Genomic DNA, 15,353 nt, shown 5'->3' with positions numbered 1-15,353 from the left:
GGAGCCGGCACGATCTCGCACTAGGGGCTCGGGTCCTTCACGTCCGGCGTTGGAACCAGACCAAACCGGCCGTGCAGTCCGCGCCAGAGGCCCGCGAACAAAACGCTCAGTAGCTTGCGCATCGAACTTACCCCCTCCGCGTGAGCCATGACGCGATCCTGTTTGCGTCGATGGCAAAAGGACAGAGCCAATTCTGAGCAGGCTTGCGTAGTTTTTAAGCAGACCGGCCTCGCCGCCGGGCCACGCGGGTCGAAAAATCTCATGAGATTCAAACGCTGGTGTCGTGGCACGGCTCGTGCATTGACGGCGCCGAGTTGGCCGCTAGGGTTCCGATCTTGCCAGGCAAGATGCTGGTCCGAGAGCAGCCGCTTGCGGGGGAGACATCCCCGCAGGTGCACGGCGGGATAAAAGCCCGGGAGACCTCGTTAGCCAAGGGATTGGCGGAGCGATGGTCTTTTCGCCAGTCCCTTTTTGTGAAATTTCGCAAAAGGGATCGGCAATGAACAAGTTCTCTTTCTTCCTTCGCTCTGTTGTCGCCGGCTGCGCGATCGTGCTCGCGGCGGTGCCTGCGGCCGACGCCGCGCCGAAGAAAAGCTTCAAGGTCGCCTGGTCGATCTATGTCGGTTGGATGCCGTGGGGCTATGCGGCCGACACCGGCATCGTCAGGAAGTGGGCTGACAAATACGGCATCACGATCGAGGTCAAGCAGTTCAACGACTACGTCGAATCGATCAACCAGTACACCGCCGGCGGCTATGACGCCGTCACCATCACCAACATGGACGCGCTGTCGATTCCGGCGGCCGGCGGTGTCGACACCACCGCGGTCGTGATGGGCGACTTCTCCAACGGCAATGATGCCGTGATCCTGAAGAACAATTCCGACCTCGCCGCGATCAAGGGCCAAACCGTCAACCTGGTCGAATTCTCGGTGTCGCATTATCTGCTGGCGCGCGCGCTCGAGAGCAGCAAGCTGAGCGAGAAGGACGTCAAGGTGGTCAATACCTCGGATGCAGATATCGCAGCCGCATACAAGACGCCCGACGTCAATGCGGTCGTGACCTGGAATCCCATCGTGACTGAGATCCTCGGCTCGCCCGACGCGAAGAAGGTGTTCGATTCCTCGCAGATCCCCGGCGAGATCATGGACCTGATGGTGGTGAACACCGCGGTTGCCAAGGACAATCCGGATTTCGCCAAGGCGCTGGTCGGCATCTGGTACGAGACGCTGTCCAAGATGACGGCGAACGATCCCGCCGCCAAGGCCGCCAAGGAAGCGATGGCGAGGGCTTCTGGCACCGACCTCGCCGGCTTCGACAGCCAGCTCTCGACCACCAAACTGTTCGACAAGGCGACCGATGCCGAAGCGTTCACGCGCAGCAAGACCATCGGCGTGACGATGGATCGTGTCCGCAAGTTCCTGTTCGAGAAGGACCTGCTCGGCAAAGGCGCGAAGTCGGCTGACGCCGTCGGCATCGAGCTCGCCGACAAGTCGGTGCTGGGCGACAAGGCGAACGTCAAGCTGCGCTTCGACCCGACCTACATGGACGAAGCCGCCAAAGGCAAGCTCTGATCATGTAGTGCCACCGCAAACAGGAGCTGACGATGCGACTTGTGAACATAAGGCCGGGACGGCAGACGCGATTCTATCTGCTCGCGCTGCCGTTCCTGTTGGTCGCAATCGCCTATTTCGCCGGCTCCAGCGCGCGCCTCGCGCAAAACCCGAACGACAAGCTGCTGCCGGCACTGCCGAGCATGGTTCAGGCGGTCAAGCAGATGGCGTTCGAGGTCGACCCGCGCACCGGCAGCTATCTGATGGCCTCCGACACCGTCGCCAGCCTCGGGCGGCTGGGCTCGGCGCTGGCGATCTCGACGGTGGCGGCGCTGGTGCTCGGCATCTTGATCGGGCTGTTGCCGGGCGCCAACGCGTTGCTCGGGCCGTTCGTGTCGGTAACATCGATGGTGCCGCCGCTGGCGCTGTTGCCGATCCTGTTCATCGTGATGGGGTTAGGCGAGAACTCCAAGATTGCGCTGATCGTGATCGGTACATTGCCCTGTATGATCCGCGATCTCGCCATGAAGGTGCAGGAGTTGCCGCGCGAGCAGATAGTCAAGGCACAGACGCTCGGCGCCTCGACGTGGCAGATCGCGCTGCGCGTCGCGATGCCGCAGACCCTGCCGCGGCTGATCGACGTGCTGCGCCTGCAACTCGGCCCGGCCTGGCTATTCCTGATCGCGGCCGAGGCGATCGCCTCCGATTCCGGGCTCGGCTACCGGATTTTCCTGGTGCGCCGCTATCTCGCGATGGATGTGATCATCCCCTACGTCGTCTGGATCACGCTGCTGGCGTTCCTGATCGATGTCGGCCTGCGTATCCTGCAACGCAAGGCGTTTCCCTGGTTTGCCTCGGTGAGGGCGGAATGAGCGCGATCCGGTTCGACGACGTCTGGAAGGAATATGGCGATCACATCGTGCTGGAGCGCATCACGATGGAGGTCGAGCCGCGCGCGTTCCTCGCGCTGGTCGGACCGTCCGGTTGCGGCAAGACCACGCTGCTCCGCATGCTGCTCGGCGAGGAGCAGCCGAGCCGCGGTCGGATCCTGGTCGACGGCAAGCTGTTGCCTGCCGAACCGGACGCCGACCGCGGCGTGGTGTTCCAGCGCTACTCCGTGTTTCCGCATTTGACGGTGCTGCAGAACGTCATGCTCGGACGCGAGATGCGCGATGCCAAGTTCACGGCCCGGCTGTTCGGCGGCGCGCGGCGCGCCGCCATGGACGACGCGATGAAGCTTTTGGCCGAAGTCGGGCTCGCCGGCCAGGAAACCAGGTATCCGTCTTCGTTGTCCGGCGGCATGCAGCAGCGCCTCGCACTGGCGCAGGCGATCATGGGCGAGCCAAAGATCCTGCTACTCGACGAGCCGTTCGGCGCGCTCGACCCGGGCATCCGCGCCGACATCCATCTGTTGATGAAGCGGCTGTGGAACGAGAGCCATCTGACCATCGTGATGGTGACGCATGATCTCAGTGAGGCCTTCGGGCTCGCGACGCGCGTGATCGCGCTGGAGCGGTCGCGCAACCGTCCCGAGGAGCGAGAGCGCTACGGCGCCACGGTGTCGCGCGACCTGGAGATCTTCCCGCGCCGCAGCGCCGAGCTGCGGTCGTCGGTTCAACCAGCTCCGGCCGGGACGACCCGGTCAGACAAGGAGCATCAGCCGGGACGGCCCGGCGCTCTCGTCTTGAAGGAGCAACCATGATCCTCACAGCGGAACAGAAGGCCGAGATCGAAGCGCATACCCGACGCTACAACGAGCTGAAATCGGCCGGGCAGGATCACGCGCCGCGGGCCCTGCCGGCGTCGACCGCGCGCGATGCCGGGCCGATCGCGGCCGACGCCATCATCCACCGCGAGGTGATTCCGGCCGGCTGGTACTGGACCGCGCGGTTGAACCGCGGCGATACGCTGCGCATCGTCAACACACAGGGGACATCGACCGTCAGCCTGCTCGCCTGGAATGCTGCCGACACCACCGAGCGGCTGAATCACGCCGATACGATCAAGGTGCAGTGGGCGGCTCGCCTGCAGAAGGGACGGGTTCTGCTGTCGGACATGGGGCGGGCGCTGCTCGCCATCACGGAGGACACTAGTGCAGCGCATGATGCGGTGGTCGGCGGTTCGACTGCCGCGACCAACCAGGCGAAATACGGCGACGGGAATTTCCGCAACACGCGCGACAACTTCATCCTGGCAGCGATGAAACTCGGGCTCGATCGTCGTGACGTGCATCCTTGCGTCAGCTTCTTTGCGCCGGTCGCGATCGACGCCGGTGGCAAGTTCGTCTGGTGCGAGGCGCGGCGCGAGAGGGGCGACTTCGTCGAGCTGCGCGCGGAAATGGATCTGCTGATCGCGCTGTCGAATTGCCCGCATCCGCTCGATCCGGCCACGACCCTTCCGCAGGCGAGTGTGGAGATCGTGCGCTATCGCACCCGTGCGCCGGCTGCCGACGATCTGTGCCGCACCGCGACGGCCGAGGCGATCCGCGCCTACGAGAACAATGCGATGTATTTCGGCGAGACCACCGGAGGAGACGTGCGATGACCACGCAATCGGTTCCGACCGGCCGCATCATTCTCGATGTCGAAATTCCCGCGCGCAAGCCATGGTCGGCGATCATCCGCAAAGGCCAAACCCTGCGCATCACCGATAGCCATGGCCAGCAGGCGGTGGATACGCTGTTCTATCGCGCCGATGACTTCGGTGAGCGCTACAGCGGTCAGGATACGCTCCGCGCGCAGGGCTCGGCCTACGTCGGGCTCGGCACCAGGATCATGTCCAATGAAGGCCGCGTGATGCTGCGCGTCACGGCCGACAGTTGCGGCCTGCACGACACCTCGGCGGGCGCCTGTTCCTGCGAGAGCAACACGGTGCGGTTCGGGCACCAGACTCGCTACCAGCACGCCTGCCGCGAAAACTTTGTGATCGAAGCCGCGAAATACGGCATGTCGAAGCGCGACATCGTGCCGAACTTGAACTTCTTCATGAACGTACCGATCGATGCCGCCGGCAATTTCACCGTCGTCGACGGCGTCTCCAAGCCCGGTGACGCGGTCGAGCTGGTCGCCGAGATGGATGTGCTGTGCCTGATCTCGAACTGTCCGCAGATCAATAATCCCTGCAACGGTTTCTTCCCGACGCCGGTGCAGGTCACGATCTTCGAGCCGGAGGCGTGAGGCATGTTCGGCAAGGTCCTGATTGCCAACCGCGGCGAGATTGCCGGGCGGATCGGCAGAACATTGCGTCACATGGGCATCCGCTCGGTCGCGGTCTATTCCGATGCCGACCGCTTCACCCGGCCGGTGCGCGAGGCCGACGAGGCCGTGCGGATCGGCCCGGCACCGGCGGCCGAGAGCTACCTCAACGTCGATGCGATCATGGCGGCGTGCCTTGCCACCGGCGTGCAGGCGGTTCACCCCGGCTACGGCTTCCTGTCGGAGAACCGCCGCTTTGCCGAGCGGCTGTCCGAGCACGGCATCACCTTCATCGGGCCTCGGCCCGAGCATCTTGATGCCTTCGGTCTCAAGCACAGGGCGCGCGAGATCGCCGAAACCAGCGGCGTGCCGCTGTTGCCGGGCTCCGGTCTGCTGGAGTCCATCGATGAGGCGGTGCGCGAGGCCGAGCGTATCGGCTTTCCGGTGATGCTGAAGAGCACCGCGGGTGGCGGCGGCATCGGCATGCAGCTCTGCCGCGACATGGCGGCGCTGCGCGAGCGGTTTGAATCCGTGCAGCGCACGGCCCGGGCGAGCTTCGGAGACGCCCGGGTCTATCTCGAACGCTTCGTGGCCCGGGCGCGCCATATCGAGGTGCAGATCTTCGGCAACGGCAAGGGCGATGTGGTCGCGCTCGGCGAGCGGGATTGCTCGCTGCAGCGGCGCAATCAGAAGGTCTTCGAGGAGACCCCCGCGCCGGGCCTTTCCGCCGACATCAGGCGTCGGCTGCATGCCGCGGCCGTGTCGCTCGGCAAGGCCGTAAGTTACGAATCCGCCGGCACGGTCGAGTTCATCTACGACGTCGAGCGCGAAGACTTCTACTTTCTCGAGGTCAACACCCGGCTTCAGGTCGAGCATCCCGTCACCGAGCAGGTCACGGGCGTCGACCTGGTCGAATGGATGATCCGCCAAGCCGCGGGCGAGGACGTACTGGCCCAGGCCGGCGCGGTCACGCCGAAGGGCGCGGCAATCGAGGTGCGGCTCTACGCCGAGAATCCGGGCGCCGGCTTCCGCCCGAGCGCGGGCCGCTTGACGACGGTCGCCTTCTCGGGCGATGCGCGGATCGACGGCTGGATCGAGACCGGCACCGAGGTGTCGCCGTTCTATGATCCGATGCTGGCCAAGATCATCGTATCGGCGGAGACGCGGGATGCCGCGATCGCCAAGCTGACGCACGCGCTCGATGACACGGTCGTCGCCGGCATCGAGACCAACCTCGATTATCTGCGTGCGATCGCCGCGTCCGACGTGTTCCGCAGCGGGCAGGTCGCGACCAGCGTGCTCGGCGCCTTCGTGTATCGGCCGCACACCATCGATGTCGTTGCACCCGGTGCGCAGAGCGGGGTGCAGGAATTGCCGGGCCGCCTGCATCTCTGGCATGTCGGCGTGCCGCCGAGCGGCCCGATGGACGAACGGTCGTTCCGCCTCGCCAATCGCGTGGTCGGCAATCCGGAAACGACGACAGCGCTGGAGCTGACGGTCAATGGGCCGACCCTGCGTTTCAACACCGATGCGATCGTCGCGCTGTCGGGCGCGCGGATGAAGGCATCGCTGGATGGCGCCGAAGTGGCCTATGACGAGCCGGTTGCGGTGCGCGCGGGGCAGACGCTCGCGATCGGCGGCATCAAGGGTCCGGGCCAGCGCAGCTATCTTTCGGTGCGTGGTGGCATCGATGTGCCCGAGATCCTCGGCTCGCGCGCCGTGTTTGCGCTCGGCGCCTTCGGCGGCCATGCGACGGGTTCGCTGAAGGCCGGGGATGTGCTGCATATCGGTGCCGAGTCATCAGGCCTTGCAGCGCCGCGGCGAGCTCAGGACAGTGAACGGCCGCAGCTGACATCGGCGTGGCAGATCGGCGTGGTCTACGGCCCGCATGGCGCGCCGGATTTCTTCCTCGACGACGACATCGCAACGCTGTTCGCGTCGAGCTATGAGGTGCATTTCAACAGCGCCCGCACCGGCGTGCGGCTGATCGGGCCGAAGCCGCGGTGGGCACGGAACGACGGCGGCGAGGCTGGATTGCATCCGTCGAACATCCACGACAACGCCTACGCGGTCGGCTCGATCGACTTCACCGGCGACATGCCGATCATCCTCGGACCGGACGGACCAAGCCTCGGCGGCTTCGTCTGTCCGGCGGTCGTCGCGCGCGATGAGCTCTGGAAGGTCGGCCAGCTCCGGCCCGGCGACACCGTCCGCTTCGTGCCGGTCAAGCGCGACGATCCGATCGCAGGACCGACGGTTCTGAAGGCGCCCGAGCTCGGTTCGGCCATCATCGGCCGCAACGAGGACGGCCCGATCCCGGTAGTCTACCGCCGCGCCGGCGACGACAATCTGTTGGTCGAATACGGTCCGATGGAGCTCGACATCGCGCTGCGGCTGCGTGTGCATGTGCTGGCGCAGGCGCTCGAGGAAGCCCAACTCGGCGGCCTGATCGATCTGACGCCCGGCATCCGCTCGCTCCAGATCCATTATGACGGAACGGCGCTGTCGCGGGGCAAGCTGCTCGACGTGCTGCGGAAGATCGAGCGCGAACTGCCGCCGGTCGATACTATGCGGGTGCCGAGCCGCACCGTGCATCTGCCGTTGTCCTGGCGCGATCCGCAAGCCGAGCTTGCGATGCGCAAATATCAGGAGCTCGTGCGTGCGGATGCGCCGTGGTGCCCGTCGAATGTCGAGTTCATCCGGCGCATCAACGGGCTCCGCAGCGAGGACGACGTTCGCCGCATCGTGTTCGATGCCGATTACTTCGTGCTCGGCCTTGGCGACGTCTATCTCGGCGCGCCGGTGGCGACCCCGCTCGATCCGCGGCATCGCCTCGTGACCACGAAATACAATCCGGCACGGACCTGGACGCCGGAGAATGCGGTCGGAATCGGCGGCGCCTACATGTGCATCTACGGCATGGAAGGGCCCGGTGGCTATCAGCTGTTCGGCCGCACCATCCAAGTCTGGAACACCTGGCGCACCACGCGGGTGTTCGAGCCGGGCCATCCCTGGCTGCTGCGGTTCTTCGACAAGGTCCGTTTCTTCCCGGTCGATGCAGACGAGCTGCTGGACGCCCGTGCCGCGTTCCCGCACGGCCAATACGACATCAGGATCGAGCAGGGCGAGTTCTCCTACGCCGACTACGCGACGCAGTTGGCTGCGATGCAGCCCTCGATGGCCGCGTTCAAGGTGACCCAGCAGGCCGCATTCGACGCCGAGCGTCAGCGCTGGCGCGAGATGAAGCTCGACGAGACAGCGTTGGAGTCGATCGATCTGAGCGCTGGCGCGGCGGGGATCCCCGATGGCCAGATCGGCGCGTTCTCCGAAGTGCCAGGCAACATCTGGAAGGTCCTGGTCGAGGAGGACGCCGCTGTCGCGGCCGGCGACGTGATCGCGATCATCGAGTCCATGAAAATGGAAATCTCGGTGCTCTCGCCCGCGGCAGGCCGCATTGCGTCGGTGCCGGTGAAGCCCGGCCAGACGCTACGCGCGGGCGACGTCGTGGCGTTGATCCGGCCGGCGTAAGACATCGAGGCCGCCCATCGATTGATGCGGCCTCGGTCACCACGGTCTGTTCGCGCCTGTGATTCGGCCCCCCATGCGATGGGAGCAGACCGCGCCTCCCGTATCGATGACTTGGGTTAGTTGGGGTCCGTGGTCGGACGTTAGCCATGTTCCCGATTGCTTACGGCGTCACCGGCTGCGACGAAAGGGGCCTTCACCAATCGAGGGACGGACACTCTGGGCAGGTATCGCCAATGGAAGCGAGCACGTCGCGGATTTCGGCCACCGCATCGTCGGGCGAGAGCCCCGCCGGAGGATTGTGGCTCGCAATGTCGATTGCACGGTCGCGCGCGTGCGGGTCGGCACGGTCCTGCATCCAGCCGTGCTCCTCGCATTCGCGAATAGCACCAGCGTCCTGCAGCACCGAGATGGCCCAACCCCGCCGCGTCCGGATTGCAGGTCTTCGTTTCCTGGTCATCAGCATTGAGAGCGTCTCCTACCGGACGAATCCTTCCGCCTTCCTGCTCGTTCCGGGCGGTTAGCACGGGGCAGGGATTCACAAACGGCAGGGCTGAGGCTTGTCCACGTGTTCCGCGGCACCCTGTGGATTAAGTCGTCGGCTTCGCGTCTTCCTTCACGCCGCGCGCGACGATCTGCAGTGTGCCGTCCGGAAGTGGCCGTTGCAGCTTCAATGCTTCGTCGGCAGGAGCCGTCATCCAGATTTCGACCTCTTCGGGCGTGGTCAGTATCACCGGCATCGCCTTGGGGTGGATGGCGAAGACTTCGGCATTCGCCTCCGCCGTCAGGAATGCATAGAGGTCGTTGGTGGTCTCCCCTTCCTTGACCTTCCTGACCGACGTCCAGTTGGCCCAGATGCCCGCGAAGCAGGCGAGGGGGCGGTTCTCGTCGAGCGCAAACCAGATGTCCCCGCCCTCGGCCCTGTTGAACTCGCTGAACGAGTTGAAGGGCACCACGCAGCGGTTCTCGACGCCCAGCCATCGCGTCCAGTGCTTGCTCTTCACGTTGCGGATGTTGGTCGTGCCGCCGTCTGGCTCCATTCGGAGCAGTTCCTTGAAATCGACGGTCTTGCCTTTGGCTTGCAGCTTCTCGGCCCGCTTCTTGGTGGCCTGCAGGAGAGCTTGCTGTGAAGACGGCATGCCCCAGCGCGCGAGCGCGAGTTCGCGTCCGTCGGCACCGTTCCGTACAATCGGCGCCATGTAATCGGGAAACACGCCGGGCATCGGCGCGAGATTGCCGACGTAGCGGTTGACCACGCGGAACAGTGCGCTGATGGCGGCTTGGTTCGTGGTGATCGAGTAGAGATTGCACATCGTCACGTCTTCCGAGAAGCAGGGCGAGGATGGTGAGCGAGTTGTAGCAACGTCGCGGCAGGGCGTCCCGCCTTAGCACATTCGTTGCAGCGGAGCCTTCCAGACAGGTCATGGACAAAGGCGGTGGAGGCGTGCGGCAATCCAGCCAGATCCACATCGCATCGCGTCTTGCAGCGCGAGCACTGGGTCTCAAGCCAAGGGTAGCCACCGTTGATCGCCTGGTCGATGCTCGGCGAGGGATCGATCGGCTCGCCGTTTGCCCCCATGCGCTCGTTCCAGCTCACGGGCGGCCGGCGCGCGACGTCGATCGGCGTGAGCCAGGTTGATGGTCCGACTCAGAGCCCCGCAGCAACTCCGAAGCGACCGAGGCCAGGCAGCTTGAGCGCCGGACGCCGCAGATCGAGGCCGAGCACGGCGCCGAAGAAGTTCAGTTCAACCCCTTCGACCCAGCCAATGGTAAGACCAACGTAACCCGCGAGCGTGGCGAAAATCCCGGTTCCCGATGGCGTGATCCCGATCCAACGACCATCATAAGGGAAGTCCTTGCCGATCGCGGTTGGCGGCAAGACTGCCCGCAGCTCCGGTACCGAATCCAGAGCAGCCTGGACGAAAGTGTTTGAGTTGGGACCTGGCCAAGCGCTGTAATCGCCGTAGGATCGGAACTTGTAGTTTTCGATCACGTAGCGGATTTTTGGGATGAGCGCTTCCGCGCGCTCGCCTTCGACAGCCACGATCGTTTCCGGCACGGCGCCAAACCATCGGCCATCTGGCGCAAAGCCGTTGGTTCGGATCGGCTCACCCCATGCCGTGTAGTCGTAACGGGTGTAGGACGTTGCGTCCTTTTCCTTCACAACGATCCAGGTGTGGACGGCGAAGATGCTGCGCCAGCGCACAGTCCGTGCGGCGAAGACCCGGATGACCGCTTCGGGACGCGCCGCCGCTGAAGGCAATAGCCCGGCGGTCGAGCGGTCGGCCGTCTGCCAGTTCCCCCGGCCGTCGCCCAGCCAAAAATAGCGCGCCGCGGATGCTGCAATCGGCGCAAAGACGAGGAATAGAAAGATCAGCAAGGGCTTCTTCAATGGGGAATGCGCCGTGGGACGTACACTCATATATAGTTCGGGCCGGCACCATAGCCATAGGGTGTCCAACGCTTGGGCGCGGTCGACGACGATGTTTTCGGCGGCATGGCCGAACCAGAGAGCACCAGTAAGGCTACCAAGAGACAAGGATCCGTCGCGCGCTTATGGTTTGATGATGGCGACCATGCGCATTGTCCTCTAAGCGGATGCCTCGTCGGACCGCCCTTTGATTTCCCGCTCCGCCTGGAGCCAGAAGTCCAGGTCGCGCCCCACAGGGCGGCCGGCGTGCTCCCAGAGCTCCTGCGCTCGCATCTTGATCTCTCGATCCCGTGCGGACGGGAATAACTTCTGCCTCAGTTCGTCGGCAAACCGTCTCAAGCGGCTGGCGGTGCCCTCGTCACGAATGTAGTCGGCCGCCCTTGTGGCTAACTCGATCTGGTGCGCCAGCTTCGCGCGTTCGTCCATTGAGCCGCTCCGTCCTCCCTTGATGAGACGACTCAACCGGCGCGCCATTGTTTCGCCGGCAGGCTTACTTCTACAAAGGCCCCACTTAGAGTTCACTTTTGTACATAAGGGACGCTTACCCGCCTAGGAGAGTGCTCGCCGCCGGCCGGAACACTCCTACGCCAACATCGTTTTTTCGCGTATGGGTACTTACGTTCTGGTTCTGATCGGAGCTTTTTTGATTGTCGCGGTAGCGAGCTTTGCCTCGCTGAACTGGCCGACTTCCTGATCGCGCAAGAGGCCACTCGCGCGAAACACCCTTCCTCATTGGTTCTCTGGCCTGTCACGCCACCGCAGGATCAGCTCCCGAGCGCGTGGTTCGCAGAAAGATTCCAAAGAAAAAGCCCCGCGTTGGCGACGGGGCCTTTTCAAGCTGGCCAGTTGCATCGCGCAACTGCCGGCACCACCATGAATGCTGCGGTCTTCTAATCCGCGACGCCCGAAATGGTTCCTTCGGAGCGGAGACGCGTACACTTACGTTCGGCGTAATGAGCTTCGCCCTGGCGACACAGGCGAGGGAACGGGAGCTTTTCCTTCGTGTTGAATGACAGGTCGCCACAACGCGCCCCTTGTGGGACCGATCCCCATGGGCCTCAGTCTTCCCCCGAGACTGGGGCCTTCGGATTCCGAAGTGCAGCCCTGGGCGGTCGATCTTTGCGTAAGTCTTCGAACTCTCGACGAGAGGCGGCGTTTACTGACATCATGTCAGACGCATTCGACTACTTCCGAGCCTACGCCGTCCGAGCTCTTTGCAAGGCGCGATCGATGCCGCGGGGCCGGATGAAGCGTCTGCAGTCAGTGGCCGGCCGGATCTACAATCTCCTCAAGAAGGAAGCTGCCTACGGGCCCAATATCCAGCACCTTGACGACTTTCGCGCAGCTCAGCAGCTCGAGAGCTCTCTTGATCGCCGGCGAAGTAACCGTTTGGGTCGCCTTACTCCCGCGGCGGCGCAAGGCGTGGACCGGGAGGCTCGGTGAATGCATTCGCTCGACGCTCGCGGTGTGGCAAGTCTCCTGCGGGAGTACGCGCAGCGCACAGCCTTGCGGGGCGGCAATCCTTACCGCGCGAAGGCCTACTCTCGAGCTGCCGACAGCCTGGCGGCCCTTGCCGTTCCTCTGGCGGTGCTCGTCGCCGAAGACCGACTCACGGAAATCCCGGGCGTCGGCGACGCGATAGCCGACATCATCACCAAACTTCACAGGACGGGCACTCATCCGAGCCTGGAAAAGCTTCGGAAGGAAATACCCTCTGGCGTGCTTGAGTTGTTGGCTGTACCCGGTTTGCGGCCCGAGAAGGTGCTGCGGCTCTACCGGGATCTCGGCATCACCTCGCTCGCGGAATTGGAGGTCGCCGCCAAGGACGATCGCATCAAGAAGGCGAAAGGACTCGGTGCCGCGCTGCAGACCAAGATCCTGCAGAATCTCGCAATCGCCAAAAGCGGTGAAGGCCGCCTTCACCTCCACCGAGCCGCCGCCCTTCTCGCGCACGCGAAGGAATCCATCCGGAAGGCCCGGCCTGAGCTCAAGCGCGTGACGATCGCCGGCGATTTCCGTCGAGGCTGCGAGCTCGTCGGCGACCTCGCCATCGTCGCGGAGGCTGCCAATGCGGCAAAGGCATCGATACCATCGCCGGACGAACTGCAGGTCCGGTTGGCCGACCGCAAGCACTTCGGTGCGGCCCTTCTCTTCACCACCGGCTCCTCAGCGCATATTCAACAGCTCCAAGCCTTGGCGGCCGAGAAGGGCATGCGCTTGGACGCTGACGGATTGCACAAGGGCCGAACCGTGGTGGCCGGCGAGGAGGCCGACATCTACCAGGCTCTCGGGCTGCCCTTCATCGACCCCGAGCTCCGGGAGGGCCGTGGCGAGGTCGAGATGGCTCTGAAGGGTAAGTTGCCGAAGCTCGTCACTGACAAGGACCTGCGCGGAATCCTGCACTGCCACACCGACGCTTCCGATGGGACAGAGACCCTGGAGACCATGGCGAAAGCGACCCGCCAGCGCGGGTTCGAGTATTTCGGGGTCGCCGACCACTCCAAGTCTGCGCACTATGCCGGAGGTCTGTCGGTGGAGGAGATTGCGCAGCAGCACCGGGAAGCCGACCGGCTCAACAAGCGCTTCGGCAACGATTTCCGGATCCTGAAAGGCATCGAGTCCGACATTCTGGCGGATGGGTCGCTCGACTATGAGGACGAAGTGCTTGAACGTTTCGACTTCGTGGTCGCCAGCATCCACGGCCGTTTCAAGCTGGACCGCAAGGCGCAGACGCAGCGCCTGCTTCGGGCCATCTCCAATCCTCACACGACCATCATCGGCCACATGACCGGGCGGCAGCTGCAGCGGCGGCCGGGCTACGAAATCGACGTGGAGAAGGTGCTTCGGGCCTGCGCCAAGCATGACGTTGTCGTCGAGATCAACGCCCACCCGTGGCGGCTCGATCTGGATTGGCGCTGGCACCAGGCGTCGCTTGAATTCGGCTGCATGTTGAGCATCAATCCGGACGCACACTCGATTCCCGAACTCGATCATATGCACTGGGGCGTCGAGATGGCCCGCAAGGGCGGCGTCCCCGCCGATCGGATCCTGAACGCGATGACGTTGCCGGCGATCACACGCTACCTCCGGCAGAGGCGGCGCTCGCTGGCCCGGGCCGCCTGATGCCCTTAGCGGAGGATGTCTCACTGGTGGGAAAAGTGGTGGCTGTGGCATCCGATCGCGGCCACCACTTCAGCAAGCCGTCACGGGATCAGATTGTGCTTGTGGAAGGCCATGGTGTTGAAGGCGACGCCCACGCCGGCGCATTCGTCCGGCACCGCTATCTCGCCCGTCGTCAGCCGCATCTTCCCAATCTGCGGCAGGTTCACCTGATGCCATCCGAGCTATTTGCGACCCTCTCGGATGCCGGCTTCTCAGTTGCAGCGGGAGACCTCGGCGAGAACATCACCACCGCCGGCCTGGACCTCGAACGGATGCCGCTCGGGACGCTGATCGAGCTCGGGCCGGCCGCAGTCGTTGAGCTGACCGGCCTCCGGACGCCCTGCGTCCTCATCGACCGCTTCCGAGCCGGCCTTAAGCGGCAGGTGCTCTCGTCGGCGGAAAGGGGAGCTCCATTCAAATCCGGCGTGCTGGGGGTGGTACGGACCGGCGGGACGGTCGCAGCTGGTGATGCCGCGCGGGTTCGCCTTCCACCCTCCTCGCTTCGGGCCTTGCCAGCTCTGTAGAAAGTATGGCCATGGCCCGAAAATCAACCCTGCCTCGCCGCCTGCAGCCCATGCTGGCCACGCTGATCGATTCGCCGTTCGACGATCCTAATTGGGTTTTCGAGGATAAGTTTGATGGTTTCCGCATGGTCTCGGAAATCCGCAGCGGCCGGGTCGCACTCTATAGCCGCAACGGGAAAATCATCAGCCACTCGTATGTCGAGGTCGCGAAAGCACTTGAGAGGGTGAAGGTCGACGCCGTCATCGACGGCGAGCTCGTCGCGATCGGCAAGGACGGCGTGTCCCATTTCCAGTTGCTTCAAAACGCCCTGCGCCACGAGGCCAAGCTTCTCTACTGCGCATTTGACCTCATGTTCGCAGATGGCGAGGATCTGCGGGCACTGCCGCTCCTCGAGCGCAAGAAGCGGCTTAAAGCCATCCTGCCGCGCCACAAGCTGATCGCGTTCAGCAACCATCGCAATAGCAGCGGCACAAAGTTCTTCGCAGAGGCCGAGCGGAGACATCTTGAGGGCATCATGGCCAAGCGCGCCGACAGCCCGTACGCGTCCGGACGCCGGACCGCCGACTGGCTGAAGGTGAAGACCGCTCAGCGGCAGGAGGTTGTGATCGTCGGCTTCACGGCGCCGAGGCGAACCCGGCCCTTCTTCGGCGCCCTTGTGCTGGCGGTACGCGAAAGCGATGCGTGGCGGTACATCGGCCGCGTCGGCACCGGCTTCAGCCACCAAGTTCTCGAAGAGCTTCACGGCAAACTCATGAAGCTCAAGACTGCCAAGTCTCCGTTTCCTCCCAAGGTCAAGGATGAGCAGGTGACGACCTGGGTACGTCCTGCGCTGGTCGCGGAGGTGAAGTTCGCGGAGTGGACCAGCAAGGGCGAGCTGCGCCAGCCGGTCTATCTCGGGCTGCGGACCGACAAAAACGCGAAGGACGTCGTACGCGAAAAGAAGTGGTCGCGAAAATAGTGCCGC

At 64.1% G+C, this 15,353-nt stretch carries 14 protein-coding genes, 1 pseudogene and 1 riboswitch; of the genes and pseudogenes, 9 read left to right on the top strand and 6 right to left on the bottom strand.

Going from position 1 to position 15,353, the window contains the following annotated elements:
• The first annotated feature begins 310 nt into the window (after positions 1-310).
• A riboswitch (guanidine-I (ykkC/yxkD leader) is annotated at positions 311-421 on the top strand.
• Positions 422-499: 78 nt separating this feature from the next.
• From ACVW16_RS11265 to uca, 6 genes are read left to right on the top strand one after another with little or no spacing between them, the layout of a single operon-like run.
• Entirely contained in the window at positions 500-1,573 is a 1,074-nt protein-coding gene (locus ACVW16_RS11265; protein WP_456699300.1) for a putative urea ABC transporter substrate-binding protein, read from the top strand.
• A 32-nt stretch (positions 1,574-1,605) separates the two neighbouring features.
• Entirely contained in the window at positions 1,606-2,424 is an 819-nt protein-coding gene (locus ACVW16_RS11260; protein WP_456699299.1) for an ABC transporter permease, read from the top strand.
• A complete protein-coding gene (locus ACVW16_RS11255) occupies positions 2,421-3,254 on the top strand; it encodes an ABC transporter ATP-binding protein (protein ID WP_456736158.1) in 834 nt (277 codons plus the stop codon). The genes ACVW16_RS11260 and ACVW16_RS11255 overlap by 4 nt, the downstream gene beginning before the upstream one ends.
• Positions 3,251-4,096, top strand: coding sequence for an urea amidolyase associated protein UAAP1 (locus ACVW16_RS11250; RefSeq protein ID WP_456736157.1), 846 nt, complete (start codon positions 3,251-3,253; stop codon positions 4,094-4,096). The genes ACVW16_RS11255 and ACVW16_RS11250 overlap by 4 nt, the downstream gene beginning before the upstream one ends.
• Positions 4,093-4,728 (top strand): urea amidolyase associated protein UAAP2, encoded by a 636-nt coding sequence (locus tag ACVW16_RS11245; protein ID WP_456699296.1) that lies wholly within the window; start codon positions 4,093-4,095, stop codon positions 4,726-4,728. The genes ACVW16_RS11250 and ACVW16_RS11245 overlap by 4 nt, the downstream gene beginning before the upstream one ends.
• Before the next feature lie 3 nt (positions 4,729-4,731).
• The gene (gene uca, locus ACVW16_RS11240) at positions 4,732-8,274 is read left to right on the top strand and encodes an urea carboxylase (protein WP_456736156.1); all 3,543 of its coding nucleotides are present in this window, start codon (positions 4,732-4,734) and stop codon (positions 8,272-8,274) included.
• A 193-nt stretch (positions 8,275-8,467) separates the two neighbouring features.
• Here the strand turns inward: uca and ACVW16_RS11235 are convergent, their stop codons facing one another.
• From ACVW16_RS11235 to ACVW16_RS11215, 5 genes and pseudogenes are all read right to left on the bottom strand, one after another.
• Positions 8,468-8,737, bottom strand: coding sequence for a hypothetical protein (locus ACVW16_RS11235; protein WP_456736155.1), 270 nt, complete (start codon positions 8,735-8,737; stop codon positions 8,468-8,470).
• Positions 8,738-8,861: 124 nt separating this feature from the next.
• Complete coding sequence (locus ACVW16_RS11230; RefSeq protein ID WP_456736154.1) at positions 8,862-9,584, bottom strand: SOS response-associated peptidase; 723 nt, start codon at positions 9,582-9,584, stop codon at positions 8,862-8,864.
• A 2-nt stretch (positions 9,585-9,586) separates the two neighbouring features.
• A pseudogene (locus ACVW16_RS11225) lies at positions 9,587-9,865 on the bottom strand (hypothetical protein); the annotation flags it as partial.
• 54 nt (positions 9,866-9,919) lie between these two features.
• The gene (locus ACVW16_RS11220) at positions 9,920-10,651 is read right to left on the bottom strand and encodes a DUF3750 domain-containing protein (RefSeq protein ID WP_456699292.1); all 732 of its coding nucleotides are present in this window, start codon (positions 10,649-10,651) and stop codon (positions 9,920-9,922) included.
• Positions 10,652-10,861: 210 nt separating this feature from the next.
• On the bottom strand, positions 10,862-11,128 hold the full coding sequence (locus ACVW16_RS11215) for a DUF2934 domain-containing protein (RefSeq protein ID WP_456699291.1): 267 nt from the start codon (positions 11,126-11,128) through the stop codon (positions 10,862-10,864).
• A gap of 1,017 nt (positions 11,129-12,145) precedes the next feature.
• On the opposite strand from ACVW16_RS11215, the gene ACVW16_RS11210 reads away from it, so the two are divergent.
• The gene (locus tag ACVW16_RS11210) at positions 12,146-13,825 is read left to right on the top strand and encodes a PHP domain-containing protein (protein WP_456736153.1); all 1,680 of its coding nucleotides are present in this window, start codon (positions 12,146-12,148) and stop codon (positions 13,823-13,825) included.
• An 80-nt stretch (positions 13,826-13,905) separates the two neighbouring features.
• Here ACVW16_RS11210 and ACVW16_RS11205 read toward each other — a convergent pair whose 3' ends face one another.
• On the bottom strand, positions 13,906-14,031 hold the full coding sequence (locus tag ACVW16_RS11205) for a hypothetical protein (protein ID WP_456699289.1): 126 nt from the start codon (positions 14,029-14,031) through the stop codon (positions 13,906-13,908).
• A 3-nt stretch (positions 14,032-14,034) separates the two neighbouring features.
• On the opposite strand from ACVW16_RS11205, the gene ACVW16_RS11200 reads away from it, so the two are divergent.
• Positions 14,035-14,388: an MOSC domain-containing protein gene (locus tag ACVW16_RS11200; RefSeq protein WP_456699288.1), complete on the top strand. Its 354-nt coding sequence runs from the start codon at positions 14,035-14,037 to the stop codon at positions 14,386-14,388.
• Positions 14,389-14,399: 11 nt separating this feature from the next.
• Positions 14,400-15,347 carry a non-homologous end-joining DNA ligase gene (ligD, locus tag ACVW16_RS11195; RefSeq protein ID WP_456699287.1) on the top strand — a complete coding sequence of 316 codons (948 nt, stop codon included), beginning with the start codon at positions 14,400-14,402 and terminating at the stop codon, positions 15,345-15,347.
• The last annotated feature ends 6 nt before the right edge of the window (positions 15,348-15,353 follow it).

Source organism: Bradyrhizobium sp. USDA 4474 (genome assembly GCF_054057515.1).
The sequence above is the reverse complement of the archived record's forward strand: the minus strand, read 5'-3'. Positions and strand labels throughout refer to the sequence as shown.

Excerpts from the sequence above, each read along its gene's own strand:
- ACVW16_RS11265 (WP_456699300.1), top strand. The coding sequence starts at position 500 with ATGAACAAGTTCTCTTTCTTCCTTCGCTCTGTTGTCGCCGGCTGCGCG.
- ACVW16_RS11260 (WP_456699299.1), top strand. The coding sequence starts at position 1,606 with ATGCGACTTGTGAACATAAGGCCGGGACGGCAGACGCGATTCTATCTG.
- ACVW16_RS11255 (WP_456736158.1), top strand. The coding sequence starts at position 2,421 with ATGAGCGCGATCCGGTTCGACGACGTCTGGAAGGAATATGGCGATCAC.
- ACVW16_RS11250 (WP_456736157.1), top strand. The coding sequence starts at position 3,251 with ATGATCCTCACAGCGGAACAGAAGGCCGAGATCGAAGCGCATACCCGA.
- ACVW16_RS11245 (WP_456699296.1), top strand. The coding sequence starts at position 4,093 with ATGACCACGCAATCGGTTCCGACCGGCCGCATCATTCTCGATGTCGAA.
- uca (WP_456736156.1), top strand. The coding sequence starts at position 4,732 with ATGTTCGGCAAGGTCCTGATTGCCAACCGCGGCGAGATTGCCGGGCGG.
- ACVW16_RS11235 (WP_456736155.1), bottom strand. The coding sequence starts at position 8,737 with ATGCTGATGACCAGGAAACGAAGACCTGCAATCCGGACGCGGCGGGGT.
- ACVW16_RS11230 (WP_456736154.1), bottom strand. The coding sequence starts at position 9,584 with ATGTGCAATCTCTACTCGATCACCACGAACCAAGCCGCCATCAGCGCA.
- ACVW16_RS11215 (WP_456699291.1), bottom strand. The coding sequence starts at position 11,128 with ATGGACGAACGCGCGAAGCTGGCGCACCAGATCGAGTTAGCCACAAGG.
- ACVW16_RS11210 (WP_456736153.1), top strand. The coding sequence starts at position 12,146 with ATGCATTCGCTCGACGCTCGCGGTGTGGCAAGTCTCCTGCGGGAGTAC.
- ACVW16_RS11200 (WP_456699288.1), top strand. The coding sequence starts at position 14,035 with ATGCCATCCGAGCTATTTGCGACCCTCTCGGATGCCGGCTTCTCAGTT.
- ligD (WP_456699287.1), top strand. The coding sequence starts at position 14,400 with ATGGCCCGAAAATCAACCCTGCCTCGCCGCCTGCAGCCCATGCTGGCC.